The 22,765-nt window shown below is 63.7% G+C and carries 18 protein-coding genes and 1 tRNA gene; 8 read left to right on the forward strand and 11 right to left on the reverse strand.

Annotated elements, in window-relative coordinates; genetic code table 11:
• Window positions 1-72: 72 nt before the first annotated feature.
• On the reverse strand, window positions 73-1,395 hold the full coding sequence (locus tag ACQY80_RS17860; protein WP_428685931.1) for an aspartate aminotransferase family protein: 1,323 nt from the start codon (window positions 1,393-1,395) through the stop codon (window positions 73-75).
• A 226-nt stretch (window positions 1,396-1,621) separates the two neighbouring features.
• On the opposite strand from ACQY80_RS17860, the gene ACQY80_RS17865 reads away from it, so the two are divergent.
• From ACQY80_RS17865 to ACQY80_RS17900, 8 genes are all read left to right on the forward strand, one after another.
• Window positions 1,622-2,968 carry a glutamine synthetase family protein gene (locus ACQY80_RS17865; protein ID WP_428682287.1) on the forward strand — a complete coding sequence of 449 codons (1,347 nt, stop codon included), beginning with the start codon at window positions 1,622-1,624 and terminating at the stop codon, window positions 2,966-2,968.
• 14 nt (window positions 2,969-2,982) lie between these two features.
• Window positions 2,983-4,251, forward strand: a complete 1,269-nt coding sequence (locus tag ACQY80_RS17870) for an NAD(P)/FAD-dependent oxidoreductase (RefSeq protein WP_428682289.1) — start codon at window positions 2,983-2,985, stop codon at window positions 4,249-4,251.
• Entirely contained in the window at window positions 4,248-5,591 is a 1,344-nt protein-coding gene (locus tag ACQY80_RS17875) for an aspartate aminotransferase family protein (RefSeq protein ID WP_428682291.1), read from the forward strand. Before ACQY80_RS17870 ends, ACQY80_RS17875 begins: the two co-directional genes overlap by 4 nt.
• A 7-nt stretch (window positions 5,592-5,598) precedes the next feature.
• Entirely contained in the window at window positions 5,599-6,990 is a 1,392-nt protein-coding gene (locus ACQY80_RS17880; protein ID WP_428682293.1) for a glutamine synthetase family protein, read from the forward strand.
• Between the two features lie 93 nt (window positions 6,991-7,083).
• Complete coding sequence (locus ACQY80_RS17885; protein WP_428682295.1) at window positions 7,084-8,190, forward strand: ABC transporter substrate-binding protein; 1,107 nt, start codon at window positions 7,084-7,086, stop codon at window positions 8,188-8,190.
• Between the two features lie 24 nt (window positions 8,191-8,214).
• Window positions 8,215-9,120, forward strand: a complete 906-nt coding sequence (locus tag ACQY80_RS17890) for an ABC transporter permease (RefSeq protein ID WP_428682297.1) — start codon at window positions 8,215-8,217, stop codon at window positions 9,118-9,120.
• Window positions 9,120-9,962, forward strand: a complete 843-nt coding sequence (locus tag ACQY80_RS17895) for an ABC transporter permease (RefSeq protein WP_428682299.1) — start codon at window positions 9,120-9,122, stop codon at window positions 9,960-9,962. Before ACQY80_RS17890 ends, ACQY80_RS17895 begins: the two co-directional genes overlap by 1 nt.
• A 2-nt stretch (window positions 9,963-9,964) precedes the next feature.
• Window positions 9,965-11,095 carry an ABC transporter ATP-binding protein gene (locus ACQY80_RS17900; protein ID WP_428682301.1) on the forward strand — a complete coding sequence of 377 codons (1,131 nt, stop codon included), beginning with the start codon at window positions 9,965-9,967 and terminating at the stop codon, window positions 11,093-11,095.
• 297 nt (window positions 11,096-11,392) lie between these two features.
• On the opposite strand, the gene ACQY80_RS17905 is transcribed toward ACQY80_RS17900, so the two are convergent.
• From ACQY80_RS17905 to ACQY80_RS17950, 10 genes are all read right to left on the reverse strand, one after another.
• Entirely contained in the window at window positions 11,393-12,331 is a 939-nt protein-coding gene (locus ACQY80_RS17905; protein WP_428682303.1) for a DUF808 domain-containing protein, read from the reverse strand.
• Between the two features lie 20 nt (window positions 12,332-12,351).
• Window positions 12,352-13,725, reverse strand: a complete 1,374-nt coding sequence (locus ACQY80_RS17910; protein WP_428682305.1) for an aspartate aminotransferase family protein — start codon at window positions 13,723-13,725, stop codon at window positions 12,352-12,354.
• Between the two features lie 105 nt (window positions 13,726-13,830).
• A complete protein-coding gene (locus tag ACQY80_RS17915; RefSeq protein WP_428682307.1) occupies window positions 13,831-14,571 on the reverse strand; it encodes a gamma-glutamyl-gamma-aminobutyrate hydrolase family protein in 741 nt (246 codons plus the stop codon).
• 44 nt (window positions 14,572-14,615) lie between these two features.
• Window positions 14,616-15,587 carry a glucokinase gene (locus ACQY80_RS17920; protein WP_428682309.1) on the reverse strand — a complete coding sequence of 324 codons (972 nt, stop codon included), beginning with the start codon at window positions 15,585-15,587 and terminating at the stop codon, window positions 14,616-14,618.
• Between the two features lie 119 nt (window positions 15,588-15,706).
• Entirely contained in the window at window positions 15,707-18,040 is a 2,334-nt protein-coding gene (locus ACQY80_RS17925) for a bifunctional diguanylate cyclase/phosphodiesterase (protein WP_428682311.1), read from the reverse strand.
• 176 nt (window positions 18,041-18,216) lie between these two features.
• Window positions 18,217-18,293, reverse strand: a tRNA-Arg gene (locus ACQY80_RS17930).
• 44 nt (window positions 18,294-18,337) lie between these two features.
• Window positions 18,338-18,865, reverse strand: coding sequence for a DUF1254 domain-containing protein (locus tag ACQY80_RS17935; RefSeq protein ID WP_428682313.1), 528 nt, complete (start codon window positions 18,863-18,865; stop codon window positions 18,338-18,340).
• Window position 18,866: 1 nt separating this feature from the next.
• Window positions 18,867-19,442: a DUF1214 domain-containing protein gene (locus tag ACQY80_RS17940; protein ID WP_428682315.1), complete on the reverse strand. Its 576-nt coding sequence runs from the start codon at window positions 19,440-19,442 to the stop codon at window positions 18,867-18,869.
• 109 nt (window positions 19,443-19,551) lie between these two features.
• Window positions 19,552-22,212: a pyruvate, phosphate dikinase gene (gene ppdK, locus ACQY80_RS17945; protein ID WP_428682317.1), complete on the reverse strand. Its 2,661-nt coding sequence runs from the start codon at window positions 22,210-22,212 to the stop codon at window positions 19,552-19,554.
• Window positions 22,213-22,298: 86 nt separating this feature from the next.
• The gene (locus tag ACQY80_RS17950) at window positions 22,299-22,760 is read right to left on the reverse strand and encodes a hypothetical protein (protein WP_428682319.1); all 462 of its coding nucleotides are present in this window, start codon (window positions 22,758-22,760) and stop codon (window positions 22,299-22,301) included.
• Window positions 22,761-22,765 lie beyond the last annotated feature (5 nt).

Here is a 22,765-nt window from a genome sequence, read left to right on the forward strand (position 1 = left end):
CATATTTTGCTTGTCCCGTTTCGGAACAGCGCCCCCGATCCCTCCGCGAGTCGTGGCAAATATGCGGCAGCGTCAGTCGATCGCCGCGAGCAGATCGGCAATCTTGCCGAACATCTCGTCGATCTGGCCCTTTTCGACGATCAGCGGCGGCGACAGCGCGATAATGTCGCCGGTCGCGCGAACGAGCAGCCCATTGTCGAAACAGGCGTGGAACAATTCCATCGCGCGCGCGGTCGGTGCGCCGGCGCGCGGTTCGAGTTCGATACCCGCCACGAGACCAATCGTGCGAATGTCGATGACATGCCGCCGGTCCTTCAGGCTGTGCGCGGCCTCTTCCCAATAGGCCGACAGGTCGTTCGCGCGGTCGAACAGCCCGTCGCGCGCATAAAGGTCGAGCGTCGCGAGTCCGGCCGCGCTCGCGAGCGGATGCCCCGAATAGGTATAGCCGTGGAACAGTTCGATCCCGCCCGCCACGCTATCGATCACCGCGTCGTGCAGCTCGCGCTTCACCGCCACCGCGCCCATCGGCACCGCGGCGTTGGTCAGCCCCTTGGCCATCGTGATGATGTCGGGGGTCACCCCCCACGCCTCCGACGCCGTCGCCGCACCGACACGGCCGAACGCGGTAATCACCTCGTCGAAGATCAGGATGATACCATGCTTGTCGCAAATGTCGCGCAGGCGCTGGAGATAGCCGACCGGCGGGATGAGCACCCCGGTCGATCCCGCCATCGGCTCGACGATCACCGCCGCGATCGTTTCGGCACCGTGCAGGTCGACGAGCCGCTGGAGGTCGTCGGCCAGTTCGGCGCCATGCTGCGGAAAGCCGCGCGTGAAGGCGTTGCGGCCGAGGTCGTGCGTGTGGCGCAGATGGTCGACGCCGGGCAGCCCGCCCCCGAAAGCGCGGCGGTTGTTCACAAGCCCGCCGACGCTGATGCCGCCGAAGCCGGTGCCGTGATAGCCGCGTTCGCGGCCGAGCAGGCGGGTGCGCGTCCCCTGCCCCTTCGCGCGCTGGATCGCGAGCGCGATCTTCAGCGCGGTATCGACCGATTCCGAACCGCTGTTGGTGAAGAAAATACGGTCGAGTCCCTCGGGCATCAATGCCGCAAGCCGCTGCGCCAATTCGAACGGTAGCGGGTGGCCGAGCTGAAAGGTCGGCGCGAAATCCAGCGTGCCCGCAGCCTTCGCGATAGCCTCGGTAATCTCGGGCCGGCAATGGCCGGCATTGCTGCACCAGAGGCCCGCGGTGCCGTCAAGGATCTGCCGGCCGTCACTGGACTGGTAATGCATCCCGCTCGCCGAGACGAGCTGGCGCGGGTGCGCCTTGTACGAACGGTTGGACGTAAAGGGCATCCAGAAAGCCGCCATCTGGTCGTTCTCGCCCCTCATCACCATCTCCTTCAGGTTCGTCACTGCGCGGCCTCGCCAATACCGGCAACGCTGAAGACCGGAGATTGCTTCGCTTGGCGCGCAATGACAACGGGCATTTGCTCAAGCGAAGAATTCGGCATGGTTTGATGCAAAAACCGGCCGAAGAGCTGCCCCCTCTGGCGCTCGGTCAAACTTCACGATACGCTGGCCCTCCACAAACGGGCCGGCTCCTCGGCCCACTCGGGGGCTCATGTCAGTCAATCTGGAACAATGGATCAGCGAAAATAAGATCGACGAAGTCGAATGTATCGTCCCCGACATCAACGGGGTTCAACGCGGCAAGGTGCTTCCGGCGAAGAAGTTCCTGTCTTCGGTGAAGGACAAGTCGCTGCGCATTCCGGGCAGCGTCTTCATCTGTACGATCGACGGCCATTACCCCGAGGATATCGACGACATCTGGGACAAGGATCCCGACAAGATACTGATCGCCGACCCCAGCACGATCTGCGTCGCTCCGGGCTTCACCTCGCCCACCGCCTTCGTGATTGCCGATGCCTATAATGGCGACGGCACCGAGGTCGATATTGCGCCGCGCACCATCCTGAAAAAGGTGCTCGGCCTCTATGCCGAAAAGGGCTGGAAACCGATCATCGCGCCCGAGGTCGAATTCTATCTCGTATCGCAGAACGCCGACCCCGATTTCCCGCTGACCCCGCCGGTCGGCCAGTCGGGGCGCAGCGAAACCGCAAGCCAGCCCTACGGGCTGGAAGCGATGAACGAATATGAGGATATCATCGATCATATCTATGACGATTGCGAGCTGATGGGGCTCGATATCGACACGATGATCCACGAAATGGGCGCCGCGCAGCTCGAGGTGAATTTCGAGCATGGCGATCCGCTGCGGCTCGCCGACGAGGTGTTCCTGTTCAAGCGCGTCGTGCGCAACGTGGCGAAGCAGCACAATGTCTATGCGACCTTCATGGCGAACCCGATGGCGGGTCAACCGGGAAGCGCGATGCATATCCACCAGTCGGTGGTCGACGCCGCAACGGGCAAGAATCTGTTCTCGACCGCGAATGGCCGCGATAGCGCGATGTTCCGCAGCTATATCGCAGGCCTCGTCCGATATATGCCGCAAATCTCGCCGCTGTGGGCGCCCAATGTAAACAGCTTTCGCCGCATGCGCCCCGACAGCGCGGCCCCGATCAACGTCCAGTGGGGCGAGGACAATCGCTCGTGCGGGTTCCGCGTGCCGATCTCGGACAAGGCGAACCGGCGCGTGGAGAACCGCCTGCCCGGTGCCGACAGCAATCCCTATCTGGCGATCGCGGCGTCGCTGATCTGCGGCTATATCGGCGTCGTCGACCGCATGGTGCCCGCGAAGTCGATCACCGGCAGCGCCTACAACCGCGCGCGCACCCTGCCCCGTACCCTGGAGGCCGCTCTCGACCGCTTCAGTTCGTGCAAGAAGGTCCGCAATCTGCTCGGCGACGACTTCTTCGAAATCTTCTTCGCTGTGAAAGATTATGAGCTCTTCAATTACCAGTCGGTGGTGTCGAGCTGGGAGCGTGAACATCTGCTGATGCGCGTCTGACCCGCAACGCAGCCATGACCGACCCGCTCGCCAACAGCTACTATGCCGCGACCGCTCACCCGTGGCGACCGCGCGCGTTCGAAGGCGATCTGGAATGCGACGTCGCCGTCATAGGCGGCGGCTTCACTGGCCTTTCTGCCGCGCTCGCCTGCGCCGAACGCGGATTTTCGGTAATCCTCGTCGAAGCCGCCAGCATCGGCTTCGGCGCGTCGGGACGCAACGGCGGTCAGCTCATCCCCGGTCTACGCTGGACAGCGTCGGAGCTGGAAGAAGAGTTCGGTAGCGAACGCGCCGATGCACTGTTCGACCTTTGCTGGCGCGACAATCGCGTGAAGGCGCGGATCGAAAAGCACGGCATCGATTGCGATCTGAAGGCCGGTCATCTGGAGGCGGCGTGGACGCCCGGCGATTTCGACGCGATGAAGCGCGAGGCCGACTATCTCGACACGCGCTTCGGCTATGCGAGCGATGTCATCGCAAAGGCGGACATGGCGGCGCATATCGCCAGCCCGCTCTATCATGGCGGCATCCATGACCCACAGGGCGGGCATTTCCATCCGCTTAATTATGCCATCGGTCTAGCGAAAGCGGCGGAGGCGATGGGGGTGTGCATCCTAGAGGATGAACGCGTCGAAAGAATTGTAGACTTAAGCGACGGGTCGAGCGGGCTGTTCACAACACAGGACATCATTGAAGCTCGCTATGTCATCAATGCCACCGACAGTTGGATCGGCGAAATCGAACCCGACCTCGGCCGCTACACCGTTCCGATCATGAACTATAATATCGCGACGGCGCCTCTCGCGAACGCCGATACGCTGCTGCCGACCGACGCCGCCGTCGCCGACAGCCGCTTCGTCCTCAACTATTTCCGCCTCTCGGCCGACAAGCGCCTGATCTTTGGCGGCGGCGAGCGCTATTCGCAGACCCCGCCGCGCGACATCGCGGCATTCGTGCGCCCCTTCATGGCAGAGGTCTTTCCGCAAATCGCCGATGCAAAGATCGACTATGGCTGGGGCGGCGCGGTCGCGGTGACGATGAACCGGCTGCCGCATATCGGACGGCGCGGGAATATATTCTTCGCTCACGGTTTTTCGGGACATGGCGCGCTGGTCACGACGCTCGCGGGCGAGCTGATCGCTGAGGCGATGGCGGGAACCGTCGAGCGCTTCGACATCCTCGCGGGCCTGCCGTCGCGGCCCTTCCCCGGCGGCAAATGGCTGCGCCGGCCGCTCGCGACCCTGGGGCTGCTTTATTATGCGATGAAGGACAAGCTCGGATGATCACCGAGGCCGCCATTGCCCGCGTGGCAGCGCGCGAAGCCGATCGCTTTCGCGCCGCCAACCCGCGCGCTTTCGCGCATCATGCCGCCGCGACGGGCTGGTTCCAGTCGGTGCCGTTCCACTGGATGAAGGACTGGCCAAGCCCGATGCCGATCGTCGCCACCTCGGCAAAGGATGCAACGCTGACCAGCATCGACGGGCAGCGCTACGACGATTTCTGCCTTGGCGACACGGCGAGCCTGTTCGGCCATTCGCCGCCCGCTCTTGCCGCCGCGCTGGCGAAGCAGGTGGGTGAAGGGCTGAGCTATATGCTGCCAACCGAGCGCGGCGCGGCCTTGTCCGAACGCCTCGCATCGATGTTCGGGCTGCCGCAATGGCAGGTCACGACCACTGCCAGCGAGGCTAACCGTGCCGTCATCCGCTGGTGCCGCGGGATCAGCGGACGGCCGAAGGTCCTGACCTTCAACGGCGCCTATCACGGCGCGGTCGACGACGCCTTCGTCGACCTGAAGGCTGGCGCGCCAGCGATGCGCGCCAGCCTGATCGGGCAGGTTCACGACCTTCGCGAGACCACGACGGTGATCGAGTTCAACGACGAGGAAGCCCTTGCTTCAGCGTTGCACGGCGGCGACATCGCCTGCGTCCTCGCCGAGCCGGTGATGACCAACGTGGGCATGGTCCGCGACGCGCCGGGCTTTCTTCAGACGCTGCGACGGCTCTGCGACGAGACGGACACCTTGCTGGTGTTTGACGAAACCCACACCATCTCGTCTGGCTATGGCGGCCACGGCGTCACCCATGGCCCTACGCCCGACTTGATGGTCATCGGCAAGTCGATCGGCGGCGGCGTCCCGTGCGCGGTCTATGGCTTGAGCGCCGAGGTCGCGGACCGCATGGCGGCGCTCAACCGGTCGCGCCCTCCGGGTCACAGCGGGATCGGCACGACGCTTTCGGCGAATGCCCTCGCGATCACGGCGATGGACGCAATGCTGTCCGACGTCATCACCCCGGCCGCTTACGACCATATGCTTCGCGGCGCCGTTCGGCTCGTCGCCGGGCTGGAGGCGGAAATCGCTGACGCCGATCTCGAGTGGCACGTCATGCAGGTCGGCGCGCGCGTCGAGTTTCTGACCTGCCCGAAACCGCCGCTGAACGGCGGCGAGGCGAAGGCGGCGACGCATCCCGAGCTCGAAGCCGCGATCCAGCTCTTCCTCGCGAACCGCGGGATTTTGCTGGCGCCGTTCCACAATATGATGTTGGTGAGCCCGGTCACCGGCGACGATCAGATCGACCGGCTCGTCGGCGCTTTCGCCGACTGCGTGAATGCATTGAAGGAGTAGAGGGGCCATGTCGAAGTCATCGGGCGTGATCGCGCCGCGTTCGGAAGCGGAGGCGTTTTTCAAGGCGAACCCCGACGTCGATTCGATCGAGATGATCTATACCGACTTTGGCGGCGTCCCGCGCGGCAAGCGGCTGCGCCAGCATGAAGTAATGGCGGTTTACGAGAGCGGCCGCATGTTCCCCGGCTCGATTACCGTCGTCGACATCACCGGACAGGACACGGTCGAAACCGGCCTCGTCTGGGAAGATGGCGACGCCGACCGGTCGATGAAGCCGATCCCCGGAACGCTCGTCCGCACGCCGTGGGGCGGCGAGAATGCCGCGCAATTCCTCGTCGATTTCTACGAGCTTGACGGCACCCCGCACGACCTTGATCCGCGGCATGTGCTGGGCGGCGTGATCGATCGCTTCACTGCCGACGGCCTGACTCCGGCGCTTGCGGTCGAACTCGAATTCTATCTCGTCGACCCGCGCCGCGCCCGCGACGGCGCCATCCGCCCCGCTCGCCCCGGCTACAGCCGCGACACGCCGCGCAACGTCGAAGTTTATGGCCTGCGCGAGCTGGAGGATTTTCGCCCCTTCTTCGACGCGCTCTATGCCGCCACCGAAGTGCAGGGCCTGCCGCTCGAAAGCGCGATCTCCGAATTCGCGCCGGGTCAATTCGAGCTGACATTGTGCTACAAGCCTGACACGCTGCGCGCCTGCGACGATGCGATTATGTACAAGCGCCTCGTCAAAGCAATCGCCCAGCAACAGGGCCTCGAAGCGACCTTCATGGCCAAGCCCTTTGCCGAACAGGCGGGCAGCGGCATGCACATCCATGTGTCGATCAACGACGACAAGGGTGCGAACATCTTCGCGAGCGAGGATCCCGAGGGCACCCCGGCGCTCCGCCACGCCATCGGCGGGATGATCGGCACCGTCGGCGACGCCTTCGCGCTCTTCGCGCCGCATGCGAACAGCTATCGCCGCTTCAAGGCAAACAGCTACGCCCCCGTCGCGCCGACCTGGGGCGTCAACAACCGCACCGTGTCGTTCCGCATTCCCGCCGGCCCGCCGCCGAGCCGCCACGTCGAACATCGGGCATGCGGCGCCGACGCCAACCCCTATCTCGCTGTCGCCGCGGTCCTCGCCGGGATGCATCACGGCATGAAGAGCAAGGCCGACCCCGGCGCCGCGGTCGTCGGCAATGGCTATGACCGCGACAGTTCGGGCGATGACAAGCCGCCCTCGAACTGGTTCGCCGCGGTCGACCGCTTCCATGGTTCGGCCTTCATGCGCGACTATCTGGGGGAGCGTTTCGTCGACATGTTCACCATCGTGAAGCGCGTCGAGCAGGATCGCTATTTCGGGGTCGTTCCGACACTCGATTACGACTGGTACCTGCGCAACGCATGAAAGTTTCAAAAATTGTTGGTGCAGTGCAAAAAAGCCTCTTCCCAACATGACATTATTGAGTCAGCTTGAAGGCACAAAACAGGGAGGCCAGCCATGGATCTGAACGAACTGCTGAAACACAACCGGGGTCGTCGCTCACTCTTGCAGGCCCTTGGGGTGGCAGCAGTCGGGATCAGTTTCGGGGGCCTCGCCGCCTGCAGCAAGGAAGGCGGCAAGAAGCTCGCGAACGGCGAGGAAGCCAAGCTCAATTTCTATAACTGGGACACCTATATCGGGGAGACCACGCTCGATGATTTCAAGGGTGCGACCGGGGTCGAGGTCACGATGGACCTTTTCGACAGCAACGACACTTTGTTCGCGAAGTTCAAGGCGGGCAACCCCGGCTATGACGTGATCGTGCCGTCGAACGACTTCGTCGAACGCATGGCGCGCGCCGACATGCTCCAGCCGCTCGACCATGCACAAATCCCGAATATCAAAAATATCGACCCGAGCTTCATGAACGTGGATTACGACCCGGGCCGTAAATTCTCGATGCCCTATACCTGGCTCGTCCTCGGCATCGGCTATCGCAAATCGAAGGTGAAGGTGAAGCCCGACAGCTGGAAAGTGTTGTTCGACAGTCCCGAATATAAGGACCGTATCGCATGGCTGTCCGAAGCCGGTGACATGTTCCGCCTCTACGGCAAATATCTGGGCAAGTCGGTCAATTCGCTGACGCCCGCGGACATCGAGACCATCTCGGCGATGATGATCAAGCAAAAGCCCTATGTGAAGAAGTTCCACGAGGATGACGGGCAGGATCTTTTGCTCAAGGGCGATGTCGATGTCGTGCTCGAATATAATGGCGACATCGCGCAGGCGATGACAGAGGACGACGATCTCGACTTCATCGTGCCGAAGGAAGGCAGCCAGCTTAATTCGGACACGCTGTGCATCCCGAAGGGCGCGCCGCACCCGAAGAATGCCCACGCCTTCATCAACTATATGCTCGACGGCGAAGTCGACAAGAAGATCACCGAAACGATCCTCTATCCGACCCCGAACGCCGCCGCGAAGGCGCTGATGCCCGAGAGCTACAAGAATAATCCCGTGATCTTCCCGCCGGCGGATATTCTCGCGAAATGCGAATATGCGAAGTTCAACGAGAAGCTTCAGCCGCTCTATGAGGAAGCCTTCACCAAGGTGCGGGCGTCGTAGGTTTTTCGAAGGGGGCATCGGGGGGTGGCCGAGCAGGACTGGAAAACGAACAAGCGGGTCTTTGCGGCGGTTTCGCTGCCGACCTTGCTTTGGACGTTGCTCTTCTTCGTCGTTCCGATGGCGATCGTCTGGGGCTATAGTTTCAGTACCAAAGTCGGTGACACCGGGATCGACTTTTCAGGCACGCTCGACAACTACAAGCGCGCGACCGAATATCTCTATCTCAGCATCTTCGGAAAGAGTTTCGCGGTCGCTGCGCTCGTCACGCTGATCTGCCTGATCGTCGGCTTTCCGGTCGCGATGGCGATCACCTTCGCGAGCGAGAAATGGCGGCCGTGGCTGCTGCTCGGCATCATGCTTCCCTTCTGGACCAACCTGCTCGTCCGCACCTATGCGCTGATGATCATCCTCGGGCAGCAGGGTTATGCCAACAAGGGGCTCGAAGCGTTGTGGGGCGGTACAAGCTGGGTCAAGACGCTCATCGGGCTGCAGCCGCTTCCGACATGGGAGCCCGCGCAGCTCCTCTTCAATAATTTCGCGGTCGTCTTCGGGCTCGTCTACGTCCACCTGCCCTTCATGGTCCTGCCGCTCTACGCGGCGCTCGACCGGCTCGACCGCAGCCTGATCGAGGCCAGCCTCGACCTTGGCGCCGGCCATTTCCGCACGATCATGCGGATCGTCGTGCCGCTTGCGGCGCCGGGTATCGTCGCCGGGGTGATGATCACGCTGATCCCCGCGCTCGGCGCCTATCTCACCCCCGACCTGATGGGCGGCACCGACAGCCAGATGATCGCCAACGTCATCGAGCGTCAGTTCAAGAAAGCGAACGACTGGCCCTTTGGCGCCGCGCTGTCCTTCCTGCTCATCTATGCGATGTTCATCCTGATCGCGCTGCAATCGATGCGCCGCAAAGTGCCGGAGATTCCCTGATGGCGCTCTTCCGCCGTACGCCGATTGCGCCCCTCGAATATAGTCGCACCCTGTGGATGCGGCTCTGGGTCGGCGCGGTGATGATCTTTCTCTATGCGCCGCTGATCGTCCTGATGATCTTCAGCTTCAACGACAGCAAGCGCAACGTCGTCTGGCGCGGTTTCACGCTCAAATATTACGACAAAGCGCTGAACAACGACGTGCTCGTCGAGGCGCTGATCAACTCGCTGACCATTGCCGCGCTCGCGACGCTCATCAGCCTGATCCTCGGCGCCATTTCGGCGGTGATGCTCTGGCGTTTCCGCTTCCCCTTCAAGGGCGCGGTCGACGGGACGATCTCGCTGCCGATCATCGTTCCCGAAATCTGCATGGGCGTCGCCTTCCTGATGTTCTTCGCAAAGGTGCAGTGGCCGACCGATCTCGTCTGGCCGTTCAACCTCGGCGCGATCACCATCGCGCACATCACCTTCTGCTTCCCCTTCGTCACCATGGTGGTGCGTTCGCGCCTCGCCAACTTCAACCGCGAGCAGGAGGAAGCGGCCAAGGATCTGGGTGCGGGCGAATGGCAGATGTTTCGCGACGTGCTGATCCCGCACATGAAGCCCGCGCTCGTCGCCGGGGCCTTGCTGTCCTTCACGCTCAGCCTGGACGATTTCGTCATCACCTATTTCACCAGCGGCCCCGACACGATCACCTTCCCCGTGAAGGTCTATTCGATGCTCCGCTTCTCGGTGACGCCGGAGGTCAATGCCGCCTCCACTCTCCTCATCATCCTGACCATCGTCCTGACCGCCGTCGCGCTGAAGCTTCAGGGCGTAAAGGCCATCGCGGAAACCCACTGACCATGACCGATACCAAACAGCCGATCATCCAGATCCAGAACGTTTCGAAACGCTTCGGCAAGGTCACCGCGGTCGACAATGTCAGCCTCGACATTCTGGCAGGCGAGTTCTTCGTGCTGCTGGGTCCGTCGGGCTGCGGCAAGACGACGCTGCTGCGGATGATCGCGGGCTTCGAATTGCCGACCGAAGGCCGCATCCTGATCGATGGGCAGGACATGGCGGGTATTCCGCCAAACAAGCGCCCGGTGAACATGGTGTTCCAGAGCTATGCTGTGTTCCCGCACATGAGCGTCGCAGATAACGTCGCCTATGGCCTGAAGATCGCGGGCGTAAAGGGCGGCGAAGTCAAGGACCGCGTCGCCGAGGCGCTCGAGCTGGTCAAACTCGGCGGGTTCGAAACGCGCATGCCCGACCAGATGTCGGGCGGCCAGCGCCAGCGTGTCGCCCTAGCGCGCAGCCTGATCATGCGGCCGAAAGTGCTTCTGCTCGACGAGCCGCTGTCGGCGCTCGACGCCAAGCTTCGCGCCCAGATGCAGTTCGAGCTGTCGGACCTTCAGGAACAGGTCGGCATCACCTTCGTCACCGTTACCCACGATCAGGACGAGGCGCTGTCGATGGCGAGCCGCATCGCGGTGATCAACAAGGGCGAGGTGTCGCAGCTCGCGGGCCCTTCGGACCTGTACGAATATCCGGCGAACCGTTTCGTCGCCGACTTCGTCGGTTCGGTGAACATCTTCGAAGGCAAGCTGATCCTCGACGAGCCCGACAAGGCCGCCGTCGATTGTCCGGGTCTCGGCAAGGTCTATCTCAACCATGGCGTCACCGGACCGCATGGCGCCGACGTCTGGGTCGCGCTGCGGCCCGAGAAAATCTATCTCCACGTTCCGGGCGAAGGCAAAGCCGTCCGCGCCGCCGCGCAGGACGCACCCGACGGGCATAATTTCGCGCGTGGCTGTATCAAGGGCATGTCCTACCTCGGCGACATCACCCTCTATGACATCCTGCTCGAATCGGGCGCGCGCCTCCGCGTCTCGCGCCCCAATCTGTCGCGCCACGATCAGGAGGATTTCACCTGGGACGACAAGGTGAGCATGCACTGGCGGGCGGATAGCCCTGTGGTGCTGCTGGGGTAACCCCGGCCAGAAAGCGCTTTCCTACATTATTCGCGCGTGAGAGCTTCGATCTGGCTCTTTCTCTCTGTCGTATCTCGCCCGCGCCGCGCTTCGGCTTAAAGCGACAAAGGAGACATTTTGAGCGCACACGTCCGTATCTTTTGTCTCCTTAAGCCCCTTCGGCCTGTCGAAAGGCACGGTTTCGATGCCTACTTGCGAGGCTTTGCGGCTTTCGGTTTCTTCGTCACCCCGGACTTGATCCGGGGTCCATGACTTCAACGCCGCAGTGGATCCCGGATCGGGTCCGGGATGACGAAATCAATGCGCTGCCTTCTTGCCCGGCAACAGGTGCAGCAACCCGACGATCACTCCGCCCAGCAGCAGACCGAAAATGCCGTCGCCGGTCGCCTTGATCAGCCAGGTCCACAAGCCCTCCAGCGGCAGACCGCCGGCGACCGAATGCGCCAGCGCTTCCAGCGCCTCGGCGATCCCGCCGATGTGATACTCGTGCAGCCCGTGCAGCACGATCTGACCGCCGACCCACAGCATCGCCGCGGTGCCGATCGTCGCCAGCGCGGCGAGCAGCTTCGGCATGAAATCGACGAGGCCGCGGCCGGTGGCGCGGCGAAACTTGTTGCCCTCCTTCGCCATGTGCAGGCCGATGTCGTCCATCTTCACGATCAGCCCGACGACGCCGTAGACCGCGATGGTGATCGCGACCGCCACAAGCGCGAGCGTCGCCGCGCGCATCGCGAGATGCTCGTCGAGCACTTCGTTGAGCGCGATCACCATGATCTCGGCCGACAGGATGAAGTCGGTGCGCACCGCGCCCTTCACCATCGTTTCTTCATGATCCTTGTCGGCGACGATCTCGGCATCTTCCGCCAGGCTCGTCTTGTCCTTCTGCAGCGAGTGGATGACCTTTTCGGCGCCTTCGTAGCAGAGATAGGCGCCGCCGAGCATCAGCAGCGGGGTGATCGCCCACGGCACGAACGTCGACAGCAGCAACAGCGCCGGCAGGATCAGCACCAGCTTGTTGAAAATCGATCCCTTGGTGATCCGCCAGATGATCGGCAGTTCGCGGTCGGGGGTGAAGCCGGTGACGTAGCGCGGGGTGACCGCGGTATCGTCGACAACGACCCCCGCCGCCTTGACCCCGGCCTTCGACGCCGCGGCGCCGATATCGTCGATGCTCGCCGCCGCCACTTTCGCAATCGTGGCGACGTCGTCGAGCAGGGCAAAAAGGCCGGAGGGCATAGGGTCTTGGGCTTTCCTGTTTAGAGCGCGCGGAGTTTCGGCAGAACCTCATCGAGAGATTTGCGGATGATGGCAACCATCTCGTCAATCTGTTCGGTGGTGATGATCAAAGGCGGACACATGACCAGGCTGTCGCGGATACCGCGCACCATCAGGCCATTCGCAATGCACGCGTCGCGCGCCATCGGCCCCGCAGTGCCCTCGGCGCCACCGAAGCGCGCCCGGGTGTCCTTGGCGGCAACGATCTCGACCGCGCCGAGCAGCCCGATCGAGCGCGCCTCGCCGACGAGCGGATGATCGTTCAGCGTCGCGAGCGCCTTGGCCAGATGTGGCCCGGTGACGCTGCCGGTGCGTTCGACCAGTCCTTCGCGTTCGATGATCTCGATATTCTTGAGCGCGACCGCCGCCGCGACCGGGTGGCCCGAGTAAGTGAAACCGTGGACGAAATCGCCGCCGGTCTTCAGCACATCGACGACATGGCTGGCAACCGCGGTCGCCGAAATCGGCAGATAGCCCGACGAAAGCCCCTTCGCCATCGGCATCAGGTCGGGGGTGAAGCCCATCGTCTCATGGCCCCACATCTTTCCGGTGCGACCGAAGCCGCAGATGACCTCGTCGGCGACGACCAGCAGGCCATATTTTCGCGCGACCGCCTCGACCTTCGGCCAATAGCCCTTGGGCGGGATGATCACGCCGCCGGCGCCCTGCACCGGTTCACCTATAAAGGCGGCGCAATTTTCGGGGCCGACTTCGAGTATCTTGTCCTCGATCGCCTTTACGCAGGCATCGCAGAACTCCTCCTCGGTCATCCCCTGCCCTTCGCCATAGGCATAGGGCTGGCGGACATGCTCGACGCCGGGGATCGGCAGGTCGCCCTGCGCGTGCATCGCCTTCATCCCGCCGAGCGAGACGCCCGCGACGGTCGAACCATGATAGGCGTTCCAGCGGCTGATGAAGACGGTGCGCTTCGGTTCGCCCTTCAGCTTCCAATAGTGGCGCACCATGCGGAACACGGTGTCGTTCGCCTCACTGCCCGAAGCGTTGAAGAAGATGTGCGGCAGGCGATTGCCGGTGAGTTCGGCAATCTTGGCCGCGAGCAGCACCGTCGGCGGCGTCGCAGTCTTGAAGAAGGTGTTATAGAATGGCAGCTCGCGCATCTGCGCCGCCGCGGCCTCTACCAGCTCTTCGCGGCCATAGCCGACATTGACGCACCACAAACCCGCCATCCCGTCGAGGATGCGGTGGCCGTCGCCGTCGGTGATAGTGCAGCCCTCGGCATGGGTGATGATGCGGCTGCCGCCGAGCTTTTCGATCTCGGCCCAGTCGGCCTGTGCGGGAAGATGGTGCGCGACGTCGAGGCGGCGCAGTTCGGCGATGTCGTGATTGCGGGGCATGTCAAAACTCCTGAATGTCTGGAAACGGAAAGAAGCCGGATCCGGACGGTCAGGGTGTAAAGCAGAGGCGCGCGAGATAGCGGTCGTAGCGTGTGACGCGGCAGTTCATAATTCGCCTCTTAACGCGCGTCCCAGCAGGTGGAAATAGGTCTGGCTCTGGTCGTTGCCGTCGGTCGCCCATTCGGGGTGCCACTGGACCGCGAGCAGCGGCGCGCCATTGGGCCGCGCGCTATAGGCCTCGACCAGCCCGTCCGGCGCCCGTGCCTCGACCGCAAGACCGTCGGCAAGCTCGCCAATCCCCTGATAATGAACCGAGTTCACATCGAGCGAGGGCATTTCATAGGCCGTGGCAAGCAGCCCGCCATCGACCAGATCGACCTTGTGTCGATGGTCGAACATCGCATCGAACGGCACGTCGTCCGGCGCATGATGGTGGAGCAGTTGCGCGCTCGCCGACGTATCGCGCCGCAACGTCCCGCCGAGCGCGACGTTGATTTCCTGAAAGCCGCGGCAGATGCCGAACAGCGGCCGCTGTGCCGCGATCACCGCCTCGACCAGTTCGAGCATCATGGTGTCGCGATCGGGATCGAAAGGCCCTTCGCCCGCCGATGCATCGCCATAACGCGCCGGTTCGACATTTGACGGCGTGCCGGTGAGCAACACGCCGTCGAGCCGACCGACGATTTCGCCGGCGCGCATATAATCGGGCAGTGAAGGGATGATCAGCGCTGCGCAATCGGCATGACGCATCGCCGCGGTGGCGTAGCGATTGATCACCGTCTGCGCGACCTCGGTCCCGACGGTGCGATTGCAGGCGATGATACCGAGAACAGGGCGCGAGGACATGCGCCCTTGCTGCCGATTTTCGGCGCGCCGCGCCAGCGGAATTTTCAGCTGTGCTGGCGCGCGAAAGCAGCCGCCGCGCCGAACAGGCCCGGCTGCGGATGGGTGATGAGCTTGACCGGCAGCGCCGCCATGAAATTCTCGAACCGCCCTTTCGCCACGAAGCGTTCGGGGAATCCCGAACGGACAAGCTGGTCACGAATACGAAGCCCGAGCCCACCCGCGATCACGACTCCGCTCGCGCCCTGCGCCAGGGCCAGATCGCCCGCGACGCTGCCGAGCGACAGGCAGAAGCGGTCGGCAGCAGCCGCAGCGAGCGCATCTTCGCCGCTCATCGCGTTCGTCCAGATCGTGCGGTCGTCGAGCGGCGTGATCGCCCGCCCCTCCATGCTCGCCAGCGTCTCGTAGATATCGACGATTCCCGGCCCCGACACGATCCGTTCGATCGACACACGACGATGCCGCTTGCGCAGCCGGGCAAGAATCGCATCCTCGATGCTGTCGAGCGGGGCGAAATCGATATGTCCGCCCTCGGTCGCCTGAACACGATAGTCCGCGCCATCGCGCCAGACATGCGCAACGCCCAGGCCGGTACCGGGTCCGAGGACACTGATCGTACCCGCTACGGGCAAGACTTCATCAGGTCCGGTCAGACGCTCGAAATAGTGCGCGTCGGCCTGCGCAACGGCATGACCCACCGCCTCGAAATCATTGACCAGCGTGTAGCGATCGACGTTCAGTTTCTCGCCGATCAGCGCGGGACGAATGATCCAAGGATTGTTGGTGAAGCGGATGATCTCGCCGCGTGGCGGCCCGGCAATCGCGATCGCGACCGCACGCGGCAGCGAACCGCCCTGCTGGCGTTCGAAATCCTGCCAGGCGGTCTGGAAGCTCGCATGATCCTTGGTGTGAAGCGTGGTTTCCGTTCCGAGTGAGACCACGCGTCGCGCCGTAACCTCAGCGATCGCAAAGCGCGCATGGGTGCCGCCGATATCGACCGTGACGATAGCTTCGCTCATGACTCTCCCTTGCCGGCCCCCGTGACCGGTCAGGCTCCGGATGCCGCCCGTCTTTCGACGATGCAATAGACATAGCTATGCGGGGCTGTGGCCGCGAGTCCCGAGAGCATCCTGAGCCGTCAGCCTTCGCGCCGGGATTCGTCGGACAACGCGCCATAGGGGTCGCTCCCCGGTTCCCCGAAATAGAAACCCTGCGCCTGCGGGCACCCCTCGTCGAGCAGCATCTGCCGCTGGGTTTCGGTCTCTACCCCCTCGGCGACGATCGGCATGTTGAAACTGCGTCCTAGCCCGACAATTGCGCGCACGATAGACCGCGCCGCTTCATCGTCCGATATCGAGGATACGAAGCTCTTGTCGATCTTGATCTTGTCGAACGGAAACGCCTTGAGGTTGCTCAGCGAGGAATAGCCGGTCCCGAAATCGTCCATCGCGATGCGAACCCCCATCGACCGGATTTCGTGCAGCGCCTTCAGCGCACCCTGCCGGTTCCGCATGAAGGCCGTCTCGGTGATTTCCAGCTCCAGCCGGTGCGCCTCAAGCCCTGTTTCGCGCAATATCTGGCTCACGATCTGCGGAAGGTTGGGAACCTGAAACTGGACAGTCGACACATTGACGGCGATCGAAATGTTCGACGGCCAGGTCACCGCGACGGTGCAGGCCTCGCGCAGCACCCATTCGCCGATCGCGACGATCGCGCCGATTTCTTCGGCCACCGGGATGAAGAAATCGGGTGCGACTTCGCCGCGCTCGGGATGATCCCAGCGCAGCAGCGCCTCATAGCCAACAACCGAATTGAACGCGGTCGCGACAAGCGGCTGAAACACGAGCCGCAGCTGGTTTCGCGTGATCGCCTGGCGCAGATCATGTTCGAGCATCCGGCGCTCGCGCGCCAGTTCGTCCATTTCCTGATCGAAGAAGGCTGCATTACCGCGGCCGTTGTTCTTCGCGCGATACAGCGCGGTATCGGCATTCTGCTGAAGCGTTTCGGCGTCAAGTCCGTCCTGCGGATAAAAGGCCACGCCGATGCTCGCGCCGACCGCCATCGGATCGTGCATCACATCCATCTCGGTCGCCAGCGTATGGAGTATCCGGTTGGCGAGCTTGCGCGCATCGTCGGCGCTGGTCGCCGCGCGCTGGATGATCAGAAACTCGTCACCACCGAGGCGCGCGACCAGATCGTCGCCGCGAACGGACGATCGCATGATGGCGGCAACGCGCCGCAGGATGTCATCGCCGGCGCCATGCCCGAAGATATCGTTGACCGCCTTGAAACGGTCGAGATCGAGCGCGAGCAAGGCAAAAGGCTCGTCGGCAGCGATCGCCTTGTCGAGCGCGTGCATGAAATACGCCCGGTTGGCGAGATCAGTCAGCGCGTCGTGCGACGCCATATGCTCGATCGCCCGCTGCGCGCGCTTGCGATCCGACAGATCGCGGATCGCGAGCACGTCGCAGCTTCGCCCGCGATATTCGATGGTGTGTGCGGTGACCTCGAAGATCTGGTCTTCGTCAGCACAACCGCGGAAGCGCGCTTCGGTCGACTGCCCGCCGGCCAGTTCGAACGGACCGCCATCGGGCGCAATCAGCCAGTCCCTGGGCGCACTGCCCACCAGGGCACCGCCGCTGACGTCGACCAGCGCGGCAAGGCGCTTGTTCACCTCGACGATCCTGCCCTCGCTGACGATTGCAATCGCCTCCAGCGTCGCGTCGGCGAGCCCCAGCGCATCGGTCAGCCATCGATCGACGAAAGCACCTGCAACAGCGAGCGCAAGCAGCACCAGCGTCGCGAAAACCACCGCGAGCACCAGCCACTGCCGGCTGATGGCGGCGATCCCTTCGGCCGCCTCGGTCGGATCGGGGACCAGCGTCGTTGCCGACATCACGGTGAAATGAAGGACCACGATCGAAAGCACCGCCAGTGCCGCCGGCATGACAATCTTCCGCCAGCCATCGCTGGCTGCGAAAGTCAGGAAGGCGCCCGCGAAAAGCAGGGCTGCGAGGAATAGCGAGACCGCGATCGGCACGGGGTCGAATCGCAGATGCACCGGCGCAACGATCGACGCAACGCCGGTGAAATGCATTGCAGCGATGCCCAGCGCCGCGCCGGCGCCCGCAACAAGGCAGCGGCCCATGCTCGGCGTGCGGCCCAGCCAGCGGAACACCGCCCAGAAGACCCCGATCGCAATGGCGACCGACAAGATCGTCAACCCTGCGTCGAAACTGATCGGCATTCCGCCGTCATAAGCCAGCATCGCGATGAAATGGGTCGCCCATACCGCGGTGCCCTCTGCCACCGCCGCGATGGCCAGCCAGTGCCCGCGCCGCGCCTCGACGCAGAAACCCGCACGTTTCAGGATGATGAAGAGGCCAATATTTCCGAGGAGGCAAACCAGCGCGGCGAGCAGAACGAAACGATAGTCATGCTGCTGCGTGATGCACTCGAGTACCCTGAACATCAGGCAATTACCCCCAGTATTCACGGTCCCTCGGGATTCCGAATAGGGCGCAATCGTAAATTTTACTTATCCGGCACTTTGCGCATTTCGCGCCATTGTGGCTGCAATTGTCGCAACGCGACCGGTTCGAAGGGCAAAGCCCAATCGAAACAAATACTTCCGGCTATTTTAGAAAATGGCGCACCCGGAACGATTCGAACGTCCGACCCTCAGATTCGTAGTCTGATGCTCTATCCAGCTGAGCTACGGGTGCGTGGAGACGCGCCTTTAAGGGCCAGTTGGCAGCCGCGCAACCCCCTATTTCGGAATTGTGACCACTTGGCACGACGATTGGCGGCGCACAGCGTCAAGCCCTCCGATTTCTGCCGGCTCCTTGAGCAGCAGGCGGACCAGCGCAATGCCTCTATCGTGATTCGTCCGGACGATTTCCGCGCCCGGCGGCACGATTTGCCCATCCCGCGCTATGACGATTCGATAGGGCTTGCCGCCCGCCTCGACGTCGTTGCGTACGAAGATCACATCGGTCGCGGCGTCGAAGATACTGAGTGAGCTATAGCGTCCCGGCACCGGCACGACGTCGATCGCGACCGGCCCCTTCGACAAGTCATAGGGGCAGCTCGAATAGGCAAGATCGGGGCTCGGCCTCACGACCGGCTGGCGCTCGGGCGTCGCGAGATTGCCGTAGGACATGCTATTGACGCCGCCCTGCCCGAGGCGGTCGATCGCAATGCCCATCAGGCCGTAGGGAATGTACAGAATGGCGGCCCATGCGATCGCCGCCGCGACAATCAGGCCGAACAGGATCGGGCCAAGCCAGCGCCGCATCTCAGCAGCCCTCCTTCACGAGGCGCGGCAGCGCGGCCTTTTCGGGATCGGCGCGGAATGCCTTGCCGGGGTTGTACATGCGCAACGTCAACTGGAACGGCCGACCCTTGATACCGGGCAACCATGCGGCATTCTGCGGCTTGTCCGGGGAAATGGTGACGCGCCATTCGCCCTTCGCATCGAGCGCGACGTTGGCGCCGTTGACCGACCAGACCCGCGCCGGATTATCGACGAGATAGCCCTTGCTGTCGTAGACCGTGACGCTCCACCAACGCGCATCGAGCGCCTTGCCCGACAGGCTGTAGCGGCAATTGCCGTCGAGCGGCGCGCCCGCGGCGTCAGTGGTCGCGAGCCAATAGACGGTTTCTTTCGCCGGAAGCGCCAGCAGGCCGCCGCGCGCCACCGTCGCACGCGTCAGCAGATCGGTCGCCTTGGTGCCGTAATCGAGCGAGGTCGTCCACGGACCGTTGCGGATACCGCCCTCGCCGAGCCCGCCGTTGGTGAGCGCCCACACCGCGCCAAGCCCCACCGCCAATCCGCCCACCAGAGTGATCGCATAGCGGTGCCAGCTCTTCATTGCGTGTTCCTCTCCGACACCCGTCACCCCGGCGAAGGCCGAGGTCTCGCCATTGAATTGTGGCGCGAGGGTGAGATCCCGGCCTTCGCCGGGATGACGAAGGTGGGAATTACCTCCTTTTAAGCGCCGCCTGTGCTGCCGCCAGACGTGCGATCGGTACACGGTAAGGCGAGGCGCTGACATAGTCGAGGCCGGTCTGTTCGCAGAAATGGATGCTGGGCGCGTCGCCGCCATGCTCGCCGCAGATGCCGAGCTTGATGCCCGCGCGTGTGGCGCGGCCGCGATCGGCGGCAAGCTCGATCAGCTGGCCGACACCCTCGACATCGAGGCTGACGAACGGGTCGGTCAGAAAGATGCCCTTGTCGACATATTGCGTCAGGAAGCGGCCTGCGTCGTCGCGGCTGATGCCGATCGTCGTCTGCGTCAGGTCGTTGGTGCCGAACGAGAAGAACTCCGCCGTCTCGGCAATCTCGCCCGCCATCAGCGCGGCGCGCGGCAGTTCGATCATCGTGCCGACCAGATAAGCGATCTCGCGGCCCTTTTCGGCGAACACGGCCTTGGCCTGCGCGTCGACCACCGCCTTCATCAGGTCGAACTCGCGGCGCGTCGCCACGAGAGGAATCATCACCTCGGGGATCGGCGCGGCGCCGGTTTCGGCGGCGACGTCGCACGCCGCCTCGAAGATCGCGCGCGCCTGCATCTCGTAGATTTCGGGATAGGTCACGCCGAGGCGGCAGCCGCGATGGCCGAGCATCGGGTTGAATTCGTGCAGCTCGCTCGCGCGCGCCTTCAGCTTCTCGATCCCGACGCCCGCCGCCTCGGCGACGTCGGCGAAATCCTCCTCGCGCGTCGGCAGGAATTCATGCAGCGGCGGATCGAGCAGGCGGATCGTCACCGGCAGCCCCGCCATGACGCGGAAGATCGCGGCAAAGTCACCGCGCTGTTCGGGGAGCAGCTTCGCGAGCGCCGAGCGGCGGCCGTCCTCGCTGTCGGCGAGGATCATCTCGCGCACCGCGGTGATGCGCGCGGCGTCGAAGAACATATGCTCGGTACGGCAGAGACCAATGCCCTCGGCGCCGAAATCGCGCGCAACCTGCGCATCCTGGGGGGTTTCGGCGTTGGTCCGCACCTTCATGCGCCGGACCTTGTCGGCCCAGCCCATCAAAGTTCCGAAATCGCCGACGAGTTCGGGCAATAGCGTCGGGACCTCGCCCGCCATCACTTCGCCGGTCGAACCGTCGAGGGTCAGGATGTCGCCCTCGCGAAGCTCACGCCCGCCGACGCGCAGCACGCGGGCATTGCCGTCGATCGACAGCCCGCCGGCACCCGAGACGCAGGGGCGGCCCATCCCGCGCGCGACCACAGCCGCGTGGCTGGTCATCCCGCCGCGCGCGGTCAGAATGCCCTTGGCGGCGTGCATGCCGTGGATGTCCTCGGGCGATGTTTCGACGCGGACAAGGATCACAGCCTCGCCCATGCCCGCGGCCTTTTCGGCGCTGTCGGCATCGAACATGATCTTGCCCGACGCGGCGCCGGGGCTGGCCGGCAAGCCCTTGGTCAGAACATCGCGCGGCGCCTTGGGATCGAGCGTCGGGTGCAGAAGCTGGTCGAGCGCACCCGGATCGACGCGGCCGACGGCCTCCTCTTCGGTGATCAGCCCCTCGGCCGCCATCTCGCATGCGATGCGGAGCGCCGCCTTGGCGGTGCGCTTGCCCGACCGCGTCTGCAGCATCCAGAGCGTCCCGCGTTCGACGGTGAACTCGATGTCCTGCATGTCGCGATAATGGGTTTCGAGCGTGTCGAAGACGCGGCCGAGCTCGCCGAAGGTTTCGGGCATCGCCTCTTCCATCGACAGCGGCTTGGCGCCCGCGCGTTCGCGCGCGGCGAGCGTCAGATATTGCGGCGTGCGGATGCCGGCGACGACGTCTTCGCCCTGCGCGTTGATCAGCCACTCGCCATACCAGGCGCGTTCGCCGGTCGCGGGGTCGCGTGTGAACGCCACACCCGTCGCCGAGGTGTCGCCCATATTGCCGAACACCATCGCCTGCACATTGACCGCGGTGCCCCATTCGCCGGGGATGGAGTTCAGGCGGCGATAGACCTTCGCGCGGTCGCTTTCCCAGCTTGCGAAGACGGCGCCGACCGCGCCCCAGAGCTGGTCGTTCGGTTCCTGCGGGAACGGCGCGCCCGTCTCGCGCTCGACGATCGCCTGATATTCCTTGACCAGCGCCTGCCAGTCCTCTGCCGACATTTCGGTATCGAGGTAAAAGCCCTTGTCTTCCTTTGCGATTTCCAGCGCTTCCTCGAACTCGGCATGGTCGAGGCCCATGACGACGTCGGCGTACATCTGGACGAAGCGGCGATAGCTGTCCCACGCGAAGCGCGGATCGCCCGAGGCTTCGGACAGGCCGACGACGGTGCGGTCGTTGAGCCCGAGGTTGAGGACGGTGTCCATCATGCCGGGCATCGACACGCGCGCGCCCGAGCGGACCGAGACGAGTAGCGGATCGGCGGCGTCGCCGAAGCGCTTGCCAGTAATCCCCTCGATATGCGTGATGCCGGCAGCAACCTCCTCGACCAGCCCGGCCGGAAACTGTTCGCCATTGGCATAATATTGGGTGCAGACATCGGTGGTGATCGTAAAGCCCGGGGGCACCGGCAGGCCGATCGAGGCCATTTCGGCAAGGTTCGACCCCTTGCCGCCAAGCAGTTCCTTCGAGCGTTCGGCCGTCGTGGCCGCGCCGCCGAACAAATGCACCATCTTCATCATTTCATGCTCCTGCTGCCCCGGGGAGGAGGTTGCGGCTGGATAGGGACGGTTGCCCGTCGGGTCGATTCAGTTTTCCTTTAGCGGCATCAGGCAGCTTTGCCTGCGCCGGATGCTTGCCATCGTTCGGCGACGGCCTGACCCGACCGGCCCCGCATGGTAATCACCGGCACATCGGCCTTGAAGCTCAGCCGGGTACCTCCCTTCAAAAATCCTGTTCGGACCTCTGCCTGTGCGACCTGATCCCAACGGATATGAATCAACGGGTGAAACAGGCGGAAGATGAGTTGCGGGCGGAGGTAAAGGCCGCGCTGGTCGACCCATATATTCATGCAATTATTGTAGCTGGCCGCACGGAACAGCTTGTCGCCGATCGTCAGCGACTGCGAGCCATAACGGGTCGCGTCGGGCGGGACCTGACGATCGAAGGCGAAGCGCGCGACGAAGGCCGACCAGCCCATCCAAGATATGATGCGCGACACCAAGACCCACATCGCCACGAAAAAGACGGGGAAGAGGAAGGCCAGCCAGACAGGAAAATCCTGTTCCATCGCCC

The sequence above is a fragment of the Sphingopyxis sp. genome, from assembly GCF_965279755.1.
Lineage (GTDB): Bacteria > Pseudomonadota > Alphaproteobacteria > Sphingomonadales > Sphingomonadaceae > Sphingopyxis.

Coding starts and splice junctions, on each gene's coding strand:
- ACQY80_RS17860 (WP_428685931.1), bottom strand. CDS start 1,395: ATGGTGATGAGGGGCGAGAACGACCAGATGGCGGCTTTCTGGATGCCC.
- ACQY80_RS17865 (WP_428682287.1), top strand. CDS start 1,622: ATGTCAGTCAATCTGGAACAATGGATCAGCGAAAATAAGATCGACGAA.
- ACQY80_RS17870 (WP_428682289.1), top strand. CDS start 2,983: ATGACCGACCCGCTCGCCAACAGCTACTATGCCGCGACCGCTCACCCG.
- ACQY80_RS17875 (WP_428682291.1), top strand. CDS start 4,248: ATGATCACCGAGGCCGCCATTGCCCGCGTGGCAGCGCGCGAAGCCGAT.
- ACQY80_RS17880 (WP_428682293.1), top strand. CDS start 5,599: ATGTCGAAGTCATCGGGCGTGATCGCGCCGCGTTCGGAAGCGGAGGCG.
- ACQY80_RS17885 (WP_428682295.1), top strand. CDS start 7,084: ATGGATCTGAACGAACTGCTGAAACACAACCGGGGTCGTCGCTCACTC.
- ACQY80_RS17895 (WP_428682299.1), top strand. CDS start 9,120: ATGGCGCTCTTCCGCCGTACGCCGATTGCGCCCCTCGAATATAGTCGC.
- ACQY80_RS17900 (WP_428682301.1), top strand. CDS start 9,965: ATGACCGATACCAAACAGCCGATCATCCAGATCCAGAACGTTTCGAAA.
- ACQY80_RS17905 (WP_428682303.1), bottom strand. CDS start 12,331: ATGCCCTCCGGCCTTTTTGCCCTGCTCGACGACGTCGCCACGATTGCG.
- ACQY80_RS17910 (WP_428682305.1), bottom strand. CDS start 13,725: ATGCCCCGCAATCACGACATCGCCGAACTGCGCCGCCTCGACGTCGCG.
- ACQY80_RS17915 (WP_428682307.1), bottom strand. CDS start 14,571: ATGTCCTCGCGCCCTGTTCTCGGTATCATCGCCTGCAATCGCACCGTC.
- ACQY80_RS17920 (WP_428682309.1), bottom strand. CDS start 15,587: ATGAGCGAAGCTATCGTCACGGTCGATATCGGCGGCACCCATGCGCGC.
- ACQY80_RS17925 (WP_428682311.1), bottom strand. CDS start 18,040: ATGTTCAGGGTACTCGAGTGCATCACGCAGCAGCATGACTATCGTTTC.
- ACQY80_RS17935 (WP_428682313.1), bottom strand. CDS start 18,865: ATGCGGCGCTGGCTTGGCCCGATCCTGTTCGGCCTGATTGTCGCGGCG.
- ACQY80_RS17940 (WP_428682315.1), bottom strand. CDS start 19,442: ATGAAGAGCTGGCACCGCTATGCGATCACTCTGGTGGGCGGATTGGCG.
- ppdK (WP_428682317.1), bottom strand. CDS start 22,212: ATGATGAAGATGGTGCATTTGTTCGGCGGCGCGGCCACGACGGCCGAA.
- ACQY80_RS17950 (WP_428682319.1), bottom strand. CDS start 22,760: ATGGAACAGGATTTTCCTGTCTGGCTGGCCTTCCTCTTCCCCGTCTTT.